Origin of the sequence: Pseudomonas sp. BC42, from assembly GCF_021560055.1 — a bacterium.
Lineage (GTDB): Bacteria > Pseudomonadota > Gammaproteobacteria > Pseudomonadales > Pseudomonadaceae > Aquipseudomonas.
In genome coordinates, this window is the sequence record NZ_CP091067.1 from 1,865,058 (window position 1) to 1,878,593 (window position 13,536).

General features: G+C 61.4%; 16 protein-coding genes. 3 read left to right on the plus strand and 13 right to left on the minus strand.

The window, feature by feature from the left end:
• Positions 1-20: 20 nt before the first annotated feature.
• The 5 genes from L1O02_RS08910 to puuE form a co-directional block, all read right to left on the minus strand.
• The gene (locus L1O02_RS08910) at positions 21-1,379 is read right to left on the minus strand and encodes a nucleobase:cation symporter-2 family protein (protein ID WP_060840500.1); all 1,359 of its coding nucleotides are present in this window, start codon (positions 1,377-1,379) and stop codon (positions 21-23) included.
• Between the two features lie 172 nt (positions 1,380-1,551).
• Complete coding sequence (locus L1O02_RS08915; protein ID WP_060844327.1) at positions 1,552-2,880, minus strand: urate hydroxylase PuuD; 1,329 nt, start codon at positions 2,878-2,880, stop codon at positions 1,552-1,554.
• A gap of 51 nt (positions 2,881-2,931) precedes the next feature.
• A complete protein-coding gene (locus tag L1O02_RS08920) occupies positions 2,932-3,435 on the minus strand; it encodes an ureidoglycolate lyase (RefSeq protein ID WP_016962791.1) in 504 nt (167 codons plus the stop codon).
• 107 nt (positions 3,436-3,542) lie between these two features.
• A complete protein-coding gene (uraD, locus tag L1O02_RS08925) occupies positions 3,543-4,058 on the minus strand; it encodes a 2-oxo-4-hydroxy-4-carboxy-5-ureidoimidazoline decarboxylase (RefSeq protein WP_060840498.1) in 516 nt (171 codons plus the stop codon).
• Positions 4,055-4,981, minus strand: coding sequence for an allantoinase PuuE (gene puuE, locus L1O02_RS08930; RefSeq protein ID WP_108546097.1), 927 nt, complete (start codon positions 4,979-4,981; stop codon positions 4,055-4,057). Before puuE ends, uraD begins: the two co-directional genes overlap by 4 nt.
• 425 nt (positions 4,982-5,406) lie before the next feature.
• On the opposite strand from puuE, the gene uraH reads away from it, so the two are divergent.
• Positions 5,407-5,760: a hydroxyisourate hydrolase gene (gene uraH / locus L1O02_RS08935; protein WP_060840496.1), complete on the plus strand. Its 354-nt coding sequence runs from the start codon at positions 5,407-5,409 to the stop codon at positions 5,758-5,760.
• Positions 5,761-5,889: 129 nt separating this feature from the next.
• Here the strand turns inward: uraH and L1O02_RS08940 are convergent, their stop codons facing one another.
• From L1O02_RS08940 to L1O02_RS08950, 3 genes are all read right to left on the minus strand, one after another.
• Positions 5,890-6,516, minus strand: a complete 627-nt coding sequence (locus L1O02_RS08940) for a LysE family translocator (RefSeq protein WP_129406374.1) — start codon at positions 6,514-6,516, stop codon at positions 5,890-5,892.
• 62 nt (positions 6,517-6,578) lie between these two features.
• Positions 6,579-7,928 (minus strand): NCS2 family permease, encoded by a 1,350-nt coding sequence (locus L1O02_RS08945; protein ID WP_060840494.1) that lies wholly within the window; start codon positions 7,926-7,928, stop codon positions 6,579-6,581.
• Positions 7,929-8,215: 287 nt separating this feature from the next.
• Positions 8,216-8,659, minus strand: a complete 444-nt coding sequence (locus L1O02_RS08950; protein ID WP_108546095.1) for a MarR family transcriptional regulator — start codon at positions 8,657-8,659, stop codon at positions 8,216-8,218.
• Between the two features lie 82 nt (positions 8,660-8,741).
• Here L1O02_RS08950 and L1O02_RS08955 point away from each other — a divergent pair, with 82 nt between their 5' ends.
• Positions 8,742-9,908, plus strand: a complete 1,167-nt coding sequence (locus L1O02_RS08955; RefSeq protein WP_060840492.1) for a PLP-dependent aminotransferase family protein — start codon at positions 8,742-8,744, stop codon at positions 9,906-9,908.
• A 10-nt stretch (positions 9,909-9,918) separates the two neighbouring features.
• Positions 9,919-10,521 carry a glutathione S-transferase family protein gene (locus L1O02_RS08960; protein ID WP_060840491.1) on the plus strand — a complete coding sequence of 201 codons (603 nt, stop codon included), beginning with the start codon at positions 9,919-9,921 and terminating at the stop codon, positions 10,519-10,521.
• A 56-nt stretch (positions 10,522-10,577) separates the two neighbouring features.
• Here the strand turns inward: L1O02_RS08960 and L1O02_RS08965 are convergent, their stop codons facing one another.
• The 5 genes from L1O02_RS08965 to L1O02_RS08985 all read right to left on the minus strand — a co-directional run bounded on the left by L1O02_RS08965 (position 10,578) and on the right by L1O02_RS08985 (position 13,346).
• Positions 10,578-10,949, minus strand: coding sequence for a glutathione S-transferase N-terminal domain-containing protein (locus tag L1O02_RS08965; RefSeq protein WP_108546094.1), 372 nt, complete (start codon positions 10,947-10,949; stop codon positions 10,578-10,580).
• 101 nt (positions 10,950-11,050) lie between these two features.
• On the minus strand, positions 11,051-11,596 hold the full coding sequence (folE, locus tag L1O02_RS08970) for a GTP cyclohydrolase I FolE (protein WP_011062625.1): 546 nt from the start codon (positions 11,594-11,596) through the stop codon (positions 11,051-11,053).
• Positions 11,597-11,673: 77 nt separating this feature from the next.
• Complete coding sequence (locus L1O02_RS08975; RefSeq protein ID WP_060840489.1) at positions 11,674-12,231, minus strand: Smr/MutS family protein; 558 nt, start codon at positions 12,229-12,231, stop codon at positions 11,674-11,676.
• A 74-nt stretch (positions 12,232-12,305) separates the two neighbouring features.
• On the minus strand, positions 12,306-12,626 hold the full coding sequence (locus L1O02_RS08980) for a hypothetical protein (RefSeq protein ID WP_060840488.1): 321 nt from the start codon (positions 12,624-12,626) through the stop codon (positions 12,306-12,308).
• 129 nt (positions 12,627-12,755) lie between these two features.
• Positions 12,756-13,346 carry a cysteine hydrolase family protein gene (locus L1O02_RS08985; protein ID WP_060840487.1) on the minus strand — a complete coding sequence of 197 codons (591 nt, stop codon included), beginning with the start codon at positions 13,344-13,346 and terminating at the stop codon, positions 12,756-12,758.
• Between the last annotated feature and the right edge of the window lie 190 nt (positions 13,347-13,536).

Below are 13,536 nucleotides of genomic sequence, written 5' to 3' on the forward strand. Positions count from 1 at the left end.
TCCGGCGCCCTGGTCAAGCCTTAATGCTGGTGAGCCTGTTCAGCGTTGCTGATGGCGCGCTCGGTGCCCCCGAGAATGTTGAACAGCAGGTTCAGCACCAGGGCGCTCAAGGTCGCCATGGCAATGCCGCTGTGGGTGATGGGGCTCATCCACAGTGGCAGGTGGGCAAAGAACTCCGGGCGCACCACGGGAATCAGGCCCATGCCGATGCTCACCGCCACCAGCAGTTGATTGCGCCGGTCGCCAATATCGGCTTCCTGGAGGATCTTGATCCCGGTGGCGGCCACCATGCCGAACATGGCGATGGCTGCGCCGCCCAGTACCGCTGGAGGAATCGAGGCCACCAGGAATGCCGCCTTGGGCAGCAGGCTGAGGATGATCAGCAGGCCGCCGGCAACGATGGTCACGGAACGGCAGCGCACCCCGGTCATCTGCACCAGGCCGATGTTCTGGGCGAACGAAGAGTGGGTGAAGGTGTTGAGGAAACCGGCGAAGAACGAGGCGCCGGCATCACACAGCAGGCCACGGCGCAGCATGCGCGGGGTGACCTCCTGGCCGGTGATCTTGCCCAGGGCCAGGAACATCCCGGTGGATTCGACAAAGATGATCACCACCACCAGGCACATCGACAGAATGGGGGCCAGGTGGAACTGCGGCATGCCGAAGTGCAGCGGGGTGACAACCTGCAGCCAGGGCGCCTGGGCCATGCCGCTGAGGTCGACCATGCCGATCATGCCGCACAGCACGTAGCCAAGGCCCATGCCGATCAGCACGGAAATGTTCACCCAGAAACCACGCATGAAACGATGGATCAGCAGGATGGTGCCCAGCACCAGTGCAGCGATGGTCAGGTAGATGGGCGAACCGAACTGCGCGGTACTGCTGCCACCGCCGGCCCAGTTCACCGCCACCGGAAACAGTGACAGGCCGATCGAGGTGATCACCGTGCCGGTGACCAGGGGCGGGAAGAAGCGCACCACCTTGGACATGAATGGCGCCATCAGCATGCCGAAGAAGCCTGCGGCGATGGTGGCGCCAAAGATGCCCTGCATGCCGATGCCGGGCATGCCGGCCATGGCCACCATGCTGCCTACGGCGGCGAAACTGGCCCCCATCATCACCGGCATGCGAATGCCCATGGGGCCGATGCCCATCGACTGGACGATGGTGGCGATTCCGGCCACCAGCAGGTCGGCATTGATCAGGAAGGCGATTTCTTCACGACTCAGGCCCGCGGCCTGTCCGATGATCAGCGGCACCGCAATTGCACCGCCATACATCAGCAGAACGTGTTGCAGCCCCACCAGGATCAGTTGCAGGAAAGGCAAGCGCACAATGGCGGGCGCGGCGGGGACGCACTGTTCGGATGAATCGGACATGCAACACCTCGAATCTTTTTATTCTTGTGATTTAACCGCTGCGTCTTGGTGCGCAACGGGTTTGCCGCGGACGAATCTTGGACGGCTGACGGCAATCAAGCCCGCCCCTACAGATGAATCCGGTTCTGTAGGAGCGAGCTTGCTCGCGAAGCAGCCTGGGTGCAGGCACTGATCAGTGGGTTTGGGCCCCCTGGGCAATCCAGGCGCCGATCAATTCACGTTCCTGCTGGGTCATCTGGGTGATGTTGCCCAGCGGCATGATCTGGCTGGTCACGGCCTGGGCCTGGATACGCGCAGCTTGCAGGCGGATCTGTTCCGGTGTGTCGAACATCACCCCGGCAGGCGCGGCGCTGAACAGCGGGCTGGTGGGCTTGGCCGAGTGGCAGACCGCGCAACGCTCCTGTATCACGCTGTGCACCTTGTCGAAGGCCGGGCCGGCATTCGAAGCCTGCGCCGGGGCGCTGGCCGCGGCAGGCGCAGCTGGCGCTGGTGCTGGTGCTGGCTGAGCTTCGGTCGTGGTTGCCGGTTTGCCACCCAGGGCGGTTTCCGGCAATGGCTGGAACTGGGTCTGGGCAGGGGCCTTGGCCACGTCCGCAGCACTGGGCGCTGGCGTCGGACCGGTCACATAGGCCAGGCAGATCATGCCCAGCGCCGCCACGGGCAGGGTCCAGGCGAACTTGTGGCTGTCATGACGGGTGTTGAAGTAGTGACGCACCAGCACTGCCAGGACCGCGATCCCGGCCAGGATCAACCAGTTGTACTGGCTGCCGTAGGTGCTCGGGAAGTGGTTGCTGATCATGATGAACAGCACGGGCAGGGTGAAGTAGTTGTTGTGACGCGAACGCAACAGGCCCTTGGCCGGCAGGGTCGGGTCGGGGGTGCGGTTTTCCGCGATCGCCGCCACCAGCGCGCGCTGGGCCGGCATGATGATGCGGAACACGTTGCCCACCATGATGGTGCCGATGATTGCACCCACATGCAGGTACGCGCCTCGGCCGCTGAACACCTTGCTGAAGCCATAGGCGGCGCCGATCAGCAGGAGGAACAGAATGAAGCCGAGCAGGGCGGGTTTCTTGCCCAGTGGCGAGTCGCAGAGGAAGTCGTAGACGAACCAGCCGGCGATCAGCGCACCGATCCCGATGGCCACGCCTTCAGGGCCGGTCAGGCCGCTGCCGGGAGCCACCAGGTAGAGCATCGGGTTGTAGTAGAACACCAGGCACAGCAGGGCGATCCCCGACATCCAGGTGAAGTAGGCTTCCCACTTGAACCAGTGCAGGTTCTCCGGCATCGAGGGAGGGGCCAGCTTGTATTTTTCCAGGTGATAGATACCGCCACCGTGAATCGCCCAGAGGTCGCCGGACAGGCCGTCCTTGGGGTTGACGCGATTGAGGTTGTTCTCCAGCCAGACGAAGTAGAACGATGCGCCGATCCAGGCCACACCAGTGATCATATGTACCCAACGCACGCTCAGGTTGAGCCATTCCAACAGATGTGCTTCCACAGTCTTTACCTCTTGCCTGTCACTCTTGTTGTCGAGTGATCAGGCCTTCTCTTATTGGTGGGGGGCGAGGATCAAACGCTCATCCTCTTTGAAGAAATGCTCATCGCAGTTATTGCCTTTGCCACTGCGATCAACCACCAGGAAGTCATCCCGCTTTTCGATCGTCAGCACCGGGTGGTGCCAGACGCCGCGATGGTAATTGATGCCCTGCCTGCCATTGCTGACGAAGGCGCGGACCAAGCCTGATACAGGTTCATCGCCAAGTGGCGCGACCACGATCAGAAAGGGGTTGCCGAGCAGCGGGATGAAGGCCTGGCTGCCCAGCGGATGGCGTTCCAGCATGCGAATGGTCAAGGGCATTTCCAGCGCGTCGGCGCGGAAGATGCTGATGATCGCTTCGTCCTCCGGCTGGGCGGTTTCAACCGTCGCCAGGCGGTGGAAGCGCATGGTCGAACCATTGTTGATCATGAAGTGGTCGCTGCCGTCGGTCTCGATTACGTCACCGAAGGGGGCGAAGGCTTCTTTGCTCAGGGGTTCAATCACTAATGTGCGCATGCTGTTCTTCTTATGTTCTCTGATAAGGGTGTCGGTTCATCATCCCCTGGCGCCGCCGGCTTGCCGGCGACGGCGGCCTCAAGCGGAGCGGGGATGCTGAGCTGCCGCTACAGGGCCTGTAGACGGAACAGGGCGATCTTGTTGATCTCGGCCAGCGCGCATTTGAACTCGGTATCCACGGTGTTGTGGATGCGGGTTTCGAACGCGGCGAGGATCTGGTGCCGGTTGCTGCCCTTCACCGCCATGATGAAGGGAAACTTGAACTTGGCCTTGTAGGCATCGTTCAACTCGGTGAAACGCTGGAACTCTTCGGCCGTGCATTGGTGAATGCCGGCACCGGCCTGTTCGTTGGTGCTGGCTTCGGTCAGCTGGCCCTGGACGGCGGCTTTGCCGGCCAGGTCCGGGTGAGCGTTGATCAGTGCCAATTGGGCGGCGTGATCGGCGCTCAAGAGGATATCGCTCATGCGCTGGTGCAGGCCTTCGATCTGGTCGACGGAGGCGTCGAGGCCCAGGTCGTAGGCTTTTTCAGCCACCCACGGCGAATGCTCGTAGATGTCGGCGAAGGCCTTGACGAAGGCTTCACGGCTCAGGCTCGAGGGCTTGAGGCTCTGGAAGGCGGTCATTTCGTCGCTCCCTGGTAAGGATGGGTCTGTTGCCAGTGGCGGGCGATGTCGACGCGGCGGGTGAACCAGACCTGTTCATGGCCTTTGACGTACTCGATGAAGCGCTTGAGCGAAGCCAGGCGTGCAGGGCGGCCGATCAGGCGGCAGTGCAGGCCGATGGAGAGCATCTTCGGCGCTTCGGCACCTTCGGCGTAGAGCACGTCGAAAGCGTCTTTGAGGTAGTGGAAGAAGTCGTCGCCCTTGTTGAAGCCTTGCACCTGGGTGAAGCGCATGTCGTTGGTGTCCAGGGTGTAAGGGATCACCAGGTGGGGCTTGCCGGTAGGGTTGTTGGGTTCCCAGTAGGGCAGGTCATCGTCGTAGGTATCGCAGTCGTAGAGGAAACCGCCTTCCTCCATCACCAGGCGCCGGGTGTTCGGGCCGGTGCGGCCGGTGTACCAGCCCAGGGGGCGCTCGCCGGTGATCTCGGTGAGGATGCGGATGGCTTCGAGCATGTGCTCGCGTTCCTGGGCCTCGTCCATGTACTGGTAGTCGATCCAGCGGTAGCCGTGGCTGCAGATCTCGTGACCGGCTTCGACCATGGCGCGGATCACGTCCGGGTGGCGCTGGGCGGCCATGGCCACGGCGAAGATGGTCAGCGGAATGTCGAATTCCTTGAACAGCATGAGAATCCGCCAGACGCCGGCGCGGCTGCCGTACTCGTAAAGCGATTCCATGCTCATGTTGCGCTCGCCCTGCAGCGGCTGCGCCGAAACCATTTCCGACAGAAAGGCTTCCGATTCCTTGTCGCCATGAAGAATGTTGCGCTCGCCGCCTTCTTCGTAATTGAGCACGAAGGACAGGGCGATGCGGGCATTGCCCGGCCAGTGAGGATGAGGAGGGGTGGAGCCGTAACCGATCAGGTCGCGAGGGTAGTCAGCGCTCACTGCAGTCTTCCTTCTTGTTCGTGATAACGGTGGCGTGGCGGAACCTGAAGCCGGGAAGCCAGGTGGGCGTCACTGCGATGGGGCGATTGTATACAAATTTATATTCAGTTTGTAAGCCCGATTTTTTGCATTTTTCCGCTTTTGTCACGAGGAATCCTGCTTGCAAGAAACTTGCCCGGTTGGTCAGCTTATGCCTGGAGAGTCGCCTGCTGCTGAGGTTTGGAGGGCGATTCGCAGGTTGCCGGGGAGGGCACCGGTTGTGGGCATATTTGTGATTATTGTTGTGTACAATTTTTTTGAAAAATGTCTTAATCGGAACCTCTCCGCAGCCTTTTCACTGCTGAAACGCCGCGGTCCCCTTTCAATCACTGACTCCGGGAGGCGCGAGGCCTGTTCACTCATTGGGCGACAGGCACGCAGAATCAATGGGACGTTTGACTACACATGTTTTGGATGCCGCACATGGCTGCCCTGGCAGCGCTATCAAGGTCGAGCTGTATCGGGTTGAAGGGACGCAGCTGGAACTGGTCGCCAGCGCCCTGACCAATAGTGATGGCCGCTGCGACAGTCCCTTGCTGCAGGGGGAAGACTACCGCTCCGGGGTCTACCAGTTGCAGTTCCATGCCGGTGACTACTACCGCGCCCGAGGCGTGCCACTGCCGCAGCCGGCCTTTCTGGATGTAGTGGTGCTGCGTTTTGGCATCAGTGCCGAGCAGGAGCATTACCACGTGCCGCTGTTGATCTCGCCTTACAGCTATTCGACCTACAGAGGAAGCTAGGACTTACCCCCAAGAATCCTGCGCAAATAGCTTCTTTTGGTCCTTGCCCGCTCACACTGCGGGCTTTTTTTCGTCCCGTTGAAAGTGCCGCCGGTGCAGGTGGCTATTGGCGGGTTGGCAACAAGCGTGTCAACGACTCAGGAGGGATGCAGCTCCAGCCGCGCCGAACAGTCCGGCGCTGAGGCGATTGAACCAACTCTGGCCCTTGCCGCTGCGCAGGTAGCCGGCGGCGCCGCGGGCGCCAAGGCCGTAGGCCAGCTTGCAGCCCAGGTCCAGCAGGGTCCAGGTGGCGAGCATGATCAGCAGTTGCGGCATAAACGGTTGCTGGGCGCTGAGAAACTGCGGCAAGAAGGCGGCGAAAAACAGAATGTCCTTCGGATTGCTCGCCCCTAGGACAAAAGCGCGCCCGAACAGTGCACGAAAGCGCGGTATCGGTGCGGCATCCATCAGCACGGCGCCTTGCTTGTGCTGCCGTGACTGCAGCCAGCTTTGCCGGGCCAGATAGAACAGGTAAAGCGCGCCGACGATCTTCAAGGTGCTGAACAGCTGTTCCGAGGCCATCAACACCGCCCCCAGGCCCAGGGCCGATGCGCTCAACAGGCAGATCGAGGCCAGCACGCCACCCAGAAACGCCGGGTAGGAGCGGCGCAGGCCATGGTTCAGGCTGTTGCTGATCATCAGCAAGGACAAGGGCCCGGGGATCAGAATCACCACCAGTGCAGCGCCACTGAACAACAGCCAGGTTTCCGGGTTCATCACGTTCTCTCCATGCACAAAAGCCCCATCCGGCGGGATGGGGCAGGTGAAGCCGGAGCAATTTACAAGAAAATGAACTTGGCGATGAAGATTGCGCACAGCACATACAGGCTGATGGAGATTTCCTTGTGCTTGCCGGTTCCGGCCTTGAGCACCACATAGGTGATGAAGCCCAGGGCAATGCCGTCGGCAACGGAGAAGGTCAGGGGCATCATGATTGCCGTGACGATGGCCGGAATGCTGTCGGTGGCTTCGTCCCAGTTGATGTGGGCCATGCCGCCCATCATCAGCATCGCGACATAGATGAGGGCGCCGGCTGTGGCGTAGGCGGGGATCATCCCCGCCAGCGGCGCGAAGAACATGGCGGCGATGAACAGCACGCCTACGGTGACTGCCGTCAGACCGGTGCGCCCGCCGGCTGCCACCCCGGCGGCACTTTCCACATAACTGGTCACTGGCGGTACGCCGACCACGGCGCCGAAGACGCTGGAGGCGCTGTCCGCCTTGAGGGCCCGGGACAGGTTCTCGATCTTGCCGTCGGGGTTGACCAGGCCGGCGCGCTGCGCCACGCCCATCAGGGTGCCGGCGGTGTCGAACATGTGCACGAAAAGGAAGGCCAGGACCACGCTGATCATGCTGACGTTGAACACCCCGGCGATATCCATGGCCATCCAGGTTGGCGCCAGGCTCGGTGGGGTGGAGAGAATACCGTTGTAGTGCACCAGGTCCATGCCCCAGCCGGCCAGGGTCACGGCGATGATGCTGAGCAGAATGGCGCCGAACACCCGGTGGTAGCTGAGCACCGCGATCATCAGAAAGCAGATCGCCGCCAGAAGCGGGCCGGGCTCGCGCAGGGAGCCGAGCTTGATCAGGGTCGCCGGACTGTCGACGATGATGCCGGCGGTTTTCAGGCCGATCAGGCCGAGAAACAGGCCGACCCCGGCGCCCATGGCATAGCGCAGGCTCACCGGAATGCTGTTGAGCAGCCATTCACGGACCCGGGACAGGGTCAGGATCATGAACAGCACGCCGGAAATGAACACGGCTCCGAGAGCCGTTTCCCAGTGGTAGCCCATGGTGCCGACCACGGTGTAGGTGAAAAAGGCGTTCAAGCCCATGCCCGGGGCCAGGCCCACCGGCCAGTTGGCGTACAGGCCCATCAACAGGCAGCCCAGGGCGGCAGCGATGCAGGTGGCAACGAAGGCGGCGCCATGATCGATACCGGCATCGGCCATGATGTTGGGGTTGACGAAGATGATGTAGGCCATCGTGATGAAGGTTGTCAGACCGGCAATCAGCTCGGTCTTCACCGTGGTGCCGTGCAACCTGAGTTTGAAGATGCGTTCCAGCCAGCCGCTGTTCAGCGAGGGCGAGAGGTCCAGCGGAGAGGCTTCGGATTTGCGGCTTTCCACAGCGAGTACTCCTCAAGAGTTTTATTGTTTTTTCCAGAACCGGGCATCAGAAGGTGGGCGGCGGCTCTTTGAGGCAGGCAGGGCTTGTGGGGTTTGTTGACTTTCAGGTCAAGAACTCACACGGGCGAATTATGCTTTTGTATACAAAGAAAGCAAATAATGTTTTTGCTTTTGTGTGCGAAAAATCTGAGGGCGTGGCTATATACCGGCCCCCGCTTATGCCCTGGGGCCGACCGTCGTGCGTGTGCGATAGACGCCGCCCGAGCGGACGGCGAGGGAGGGCAGGGTCAGAGGTCTGCGATTTTTCCGGCCAGGGCCTGGTTCACCGCCAGCCAGCCGTCGACGGCGCTTTCTCCAGCTTCGCTGAACGCGCGTTGCAGCAGCTTGACCTGCTCGCGGCGCAAGGCTTGTTCGAAACGCGCACCATCGGCGCTCAACTGCAACAGGCGTTTTCGTTTGTCGCTGTCCGGGGCGACGCTGTCCACCAGGTGCATTTCCATGAGTTGGCGCAAGGGCGTGTTCAACGCCTGCTTGCTCACACCCAGCAGGTTGAGCAGCTCTTTCACGCTCAGCCCCGGGTAGCGCGCGATGAAGAACACGATGCGTTGGTGCACGCGACTCAGGCCACGGCGTTCGAGCATTTCGTCGGCCTTGGCGGTGAAGGCCTGATAGCCAAAGAAGAAGGCCTCCATGGCGGCCTGTTGCGAGGTCTGGTTTTTAAGGTCAAGCATATTGACGTATCTGCGAAAGTCGGCGTAATTTCGGTCAAGCAGTTTGACGTATTTTCTCCCTCCTTCGCTAGCGGTGATCTCCATGGCTTTCTCCGAACGTGTATCGCGCCTCAAAAGCTCCCTGATCCGTGAAATCCTGGCAGCGGCCCAGCGCCCGGAAGTGATGTCGTTCGCTGGAGGCCTGCCGGCCGAAGTGATGCTGCCCAAGGTGCAGTGGCAAGACATGCCGCTGTCCATGGGGCAGTACGGCATGAGTGAAGGCGAGCCGCAGTTGCGAGAGGCCCTGGCTGCCGAGGCGCGCAAGCTGGGTGTAGCCTGCGAGGCGAGCCAGGTCCTGGTGGTCAGCGGCTCCCAGCAGACCCTCGATCTGGCGGCCAAGCTCTACATCGACAAGGGCACGCGGATCATGCTGGAGGCCCCGACCTATCTGGCGGCCCTGCAGATCTTCCAGCTGTTCGGTGCCGATTGCCTGACGGTGCCCCTGGAGGCTGACGGTCCGGACCTGGCGCAGATGCGGGCGAACCTGGAACAGCATCGTCCGGCCTTCGTCTATCTGATTCCGACCTTCCAGAACCCATCGGCGGTGCGCTATAGCGAGAGCAAGCGCGCCGCCGTGGCGGCGTTGCTGGACGAGTTCGGGGTCACCCTGATCGAGGACGAGCCCTATCGCGAACTGACTTTCGATGGTGGCAGTGCCACGCCGATTGTCAGTCGTCTGCAGAAGGCCAGCTGGATCTACACCGGCACGGTGTCGAAAACCTTGCTCCCGGGATTGCGGGTCGGCTACCTGATTGCCAGTCCGGACCTGTTTCCCCACCTGTTGCGTCTGAAACAGTCTGCTGACCTGCACACCAACCGCGTCGGCCAGTGGCAAGCCATGCAATGGATCGGCAGCCGGCAGTTCCAGGAGCACCTGGACGCGCTGCGCAGTTTCTACCGCCAGCGACGGGATGCTTTCCAGGTGGCATTGCAGAGTCATTTCGCCGATCTGGCGGATTGGCAGGTGCCCGAGGGCGGTCTGTTTTTCTGGTTGAGCTTGAAACAGCCCCTGGATACCCGCACTTTGCTCAAGTCGGCGTTGGAGCAGGACGTGACTTTTATGCCCGGCGAACCGTTCTTCTCTGAACCGGAGCGCAATCATGGGCATCTGCGGCTGAATTTCAGCCATATCGATCCGGCGCGTCTGGACGAAGGCCTCAAGCGGCTGGCCACCGTGATACGTCAAGCACAGGCTGCACAGGCAGCCTAAGGGGAGGGCCATGTACAAGGTTTATGGCGATTACCGTTCGGGCAACTGCTACAAGATCAAGCTGATGCTCAATTTGCTGGGGCTGCCCTATGAATGGCAGGCGGTGGACATTCTCGGAGGCGATACCCAGACCGAGGCTTTCCTGGCGAAAAATCCCAACGGCAAGATTCCGGTGCTGGAACTGGAAGACGGCACTTGTCTGTGGGAGTCCAACGCGATTCTCAACTTTCTCGCCGATGGCAGCGAGTTCCTGCCCAGCGAACCGCGCCTGCGTACCCAGGTTCTGCAGTGGCAATTCTTCGAGCAATACAGCCATGAGCCCTATATCGCCGTGGCGCGTTTTATCCAAGTCTACGAAGGCTTGCCCGAAGAGCGTCGGGAGGAATACCTGAAGTTGCACAAGCGTGGCTACAAGGCACTGGATGTGATGGAAAAGCAGCTGAGCCGCACGCCTTACCTGGTGGGCGAGCACTATTCGATTGCCGATATCGCGCTCTATGCCTACACCCACGTGGCCCATGAAGGCGGCTTCGACCTGGCCCGATACCCGGGGATCCAGGCCTGGATCCAGCGAGTGCAGAGCCATCCGCGGCATGTCGGGATGTTCGATTGAACGGACCTGGCCGGATCTGCAACTGACCCGGGACGGCATCGTCCCGGGGAAGGGCCTCAGGCCGCGGAGAAGCGCTGGTTCAGGTAATCGATGATCACCTTGGATTCGTACATCCAGGTGGTCTGGCCGTTCTCTTCGATCCGCAGGCACGGCACCTTGATCTTGCCGCCCTGTTCCAGCAGGGTCTGGCGATCCTGCTCGTTGTTCTTGGCGTCGCGCAGGGCCACCGGCACGTTCAGGCGGTGCAGGGTGCGGCGGGTCTTCACGCAGAACGGGCAGGCATGGAACTGATACAGGGTCAGGCCCTTGGCGGCCGCTTCGACGTTCGCCTGATCGGCAGCTGTGCGCTTCTGCTTGCGCGGACGGGTGATGAAGTCGATGAAAATGATGAGTTGACCCAGGCCGACTCGCAGCGCTTTGACGATCACGGTATTGCCTCTTGCCCATGAATGAAGGGGCGGCAGCTTACCTGATTTTGCCGGGCGAAAAAAAAACCGGCGATCATCGCCGGTTTCTTGTCTGCCGTCTGTCACTTGATCAGGCTGAGGAACTCGCTGCGGGTCGCCGCATTCTCACGGAACTCACCCAGCATCACCGAGGTGATCATCGACGAGTTCTGCTTCTCCACACCGCGCATCATCATGCACATGTGCTTGGCCTCGATCACCACGGCGACGCCCAGGGCACCGGTCACTTGCTGGACGGCGTCGGCGATCTGCCGGCTGAGGTTTTCCTGGATCTGCAGGCGACGGGCATACATGTCGACGATGCGCGCCACTTTCGACAGTCCCAGAACCTTGCCGCTGGGAATGTAGGCGACGTGCGCCTTGCCGATAAACGGCAGCAGGTGGTGTTCGCACAGCGAGTAGAGCTCGATGTCCTTGACCAGCACCATTTCGCTGTTGTCGGAGCTGAACAAGGCACCGTTGGTGACCTCTTCCAGGGTTTGGGCATAACCGCGGCAAAGGTACTGCATGGCTTTGGCGGCACGCTTGGGCGTGTCGAGCAGGCCCTCGCGGGAGACGTCCTCGCCCAGTTGGCCGAGGATCGCGGTGTAATTCTGTTCCAGAGACATGAAACTACCTGTGGGATTTTACGCAAAGGGCAAGGGTACGGTGGCGGACACGACGCTGCAAGCGTGATGCAGCGGCTTTATTCGTCACGGCCTTCCATCATGGTGCGTTTGAGCATCACGTAAAGCGCACCGGTGCCGCCGTGTTTGGCCTGGCACGAAGTGAAGCCCAGCACCTGTGGATGTTGGCGCAGCCACGTGTTGACGTGGCTCTTGATCATCGGGCGCTTGCCGTCCAGGCGCACGGCCTTGCCGTGGGTGACGCGCACGCAGCGGATCTCGAAACGGGTGGCCTCGGCAAGAAACGCCCAAAGGGTTTCCCGGGCCTTTTCCACCGTCATGCCGTGCAGGTCGAGGCTGCCTTCGAAGGGGATCTGGCCGATTTTCAGCTTGCGCATCTGGCTTTCCTGGACCCCGTCGCGGGCCCACATCAGCTCATCTTCCGGTCCTACATCGATGACGAACTGATCGGACAGCCCATCCACCGTAGTGGTTTCGCTGCGCACGGTGGCGGCCTGGCGCAGCTTGGCGATCTGCGCGCGGTCAGCCTTGGGTTTGCCTGTATCGGCACGATCGTGCTTGATCGGCTTGACGCCGCGGATCTCGTTTTTGAACAGGGAAAAATCGTCGTCTTGCATGTCAGCCTCCGCGAAGGGCGGCTAGTTTACCCAACTCGGTACACCTTCTGGCGCGCAAATCGCGCGCAGATTCGTCAGTCGTGTTTTTTCATCAGGTGTGGCGCCATGTTCAGTGCCAGGGGCTGGCGCATGCGCCGCCGGCAACGCCGCCACAGGCGAACGCCGACATACAGCAGTAACAGGCCAACCGCCAGAATCACCGCCGACCCGGCCGGGCTGGCATTGAGTTCTCCCAGCGCCGGAGCACGGCCCAGCAGGCTGGCCGCACCTGCCATGGCCAGCAGCACGCCGAATGTCGCCAGCAACGCGGAGAATCCCGCCCCCAGGCGCAATCGCCAGTTCCGCGGGCTTCTGGGCCGCAACCGGCGTGCGTCAAAACCATCGGATATCTTCATTCCGACCTTCCTCAATGGGTATCGGCCCTTCGACCGGGAGTTGACCGGGTGGTTCCTGAGGCTAAGGCAATTGCTGCAAATGCGAGGCGTTTATGGATGAGCGGCCCGCCAGCCGCTCACCAGGGCTGATCAGATCAGGCTTGCGGTCTGGGCGAGGGTGGCGAAGTTGTCGGCCATGATCGCCATTTCGGTCTGCTGAACATGCTCGGCACTGAGGATGCCGCCCTTGTAGGGCAGGTCGCGGGTGGCACAGGCGTCTTCCACCAGGGTGCAGCGGAACCCCAGGTTCTTGGCTGCCCGCACGGTGGTGCTGACACTGGAGTGGCTCATGAAACCGGCCACGATCAGGTCCAGGGAACCGAGGTCTTGCAGGCGTTTTTCCAGTTCGGTGCCATGGAAGGCGCTGGGCAACAGCTTGCCGATGATGGTTTCGTCGCCTTGCGGCTCAAGGCCGGGGATGAACTCGCCGCGCTCGCCCTGGGGGTCGAACAGACCACCGACGGTGCCGAGGTGGCGCACATGCACGATAGGCCGGCCGGCCGCCCGGGCCGCCACCAGCAGTTGACGAATATTGGCTACGGCCGCGTCCATGCCGGACAGGGCCAGGGGACCGCTGAGGTACTCTTTCTGGGCGTCGATGATCACAAGGGTCGCGTGGCTCAAATTGGCCGCGGCGTAACCACGACCGCTGAGTTGAAACATCGTCTTTGGAACGGACATTCTGGGGCTCCTGTGAGTGGGGCTTTTGCGACATTGTCCTCTGGCAGAGCGCTTCTGTGAATCGCTACTAACGTAAGGTGCGCCGTTGTTGGCCTGCAGCCTTGTCAAGAGGGGCAAGGTATTGGCCGTTGAGCGGCAAAACTTGCGCGGCGGACGATTGCCTGCCTGCGGTTTTTCATTCGTCGTCGGC

Excerpts from the sequence above, each read along its gene's own strand:
- L1O02_RS08910 (WP_060840500.1), bottom strand. The coding sequence starts at position 1,379 with ATGTCCGATTCATCCGAACAGTGCGTCCCCGCCGCGCCCGCCATTGTG.
- L1O02_RS08920 (WP_016962791.1), bottom strand. The coding sequence starts at position 3,435 with ATGCGCACATTAGTGATTGAACCCCTGAGCAAAGAAGCCTTCGCCCCC.
- uraD (WP_060840498.1), bottom strand. The coding sequence starts at position 4,058 with ATGACCGCCTTCCAGAGCCTCAAGCCCTCGAGCCTGAGCCGTGAAGCC.
- uraH (WP_060840496.1), top strand. The coding sequence starts at position 5,407 with ATGGGACGTTTGACTACACATGTTTTGGATGCCGCACATGGCTGCCCT.
- L1O02_RS08940 (WP_129406374.1), bottom strand. The coding sequence starts at position 6,516 with ATGAACCCGGAAACCTGGCTGTTGTTCAGTGGCGCTGCACTGGTGGTG.
- L1O02_RS08950 (WP_108546095.1), bottom strand. The coding sequence starts at position 8,659 with ATGCTTGACCTTAAAAACCAGACCTCGCAACAGGCCGCCATGGAGGCC.
- L1O02_RS08955 (WP_060840492.1), top strand. The coding sequence starts at position 8,742 with ATGGCTTTCTCCGAACGTGTATCGCGCCTCAAAAGCTCCCTGATCCGT.
- L1O02_RS08960 (WP_060840491.1), top strand. The coding sequence starts at position 9,919 with ATGTACAAGGTTTATGGCGATTACCGTTCGGGCAACTGCTACAAGATC.
- folE (WP_011062625.1), bottom strand. The coding sequence starts at position 11,596 with ATGTCTCTGGAACAGAATTACACCGCGATCCTCGGCCAACTGGGCGAG.
- L1O02_RS08975 (WP_060840489.1), bottom strand. The coding sequence starts at position 12,231 with ATGCAAGACGACGATTTTTCCCTGTTCAAAAACGAGATCCGCGGCGTC.
- L1O02_RS08980 (WP_060840488.1), bottom strand. The coding sequence starts at position 12,626 with ATGAAGATATCCGATGGTTTTGACGCACGCCGGTTGCGGCCCAGAAGC.
- L1O02_RS08985 (WP_060840487.1), bottom strand. The coding sequence starts at position 13,346 with ATGTCCGTTCCAAAGACGATGTTTCAACTCAGCGGTCGTGGTTACGCC.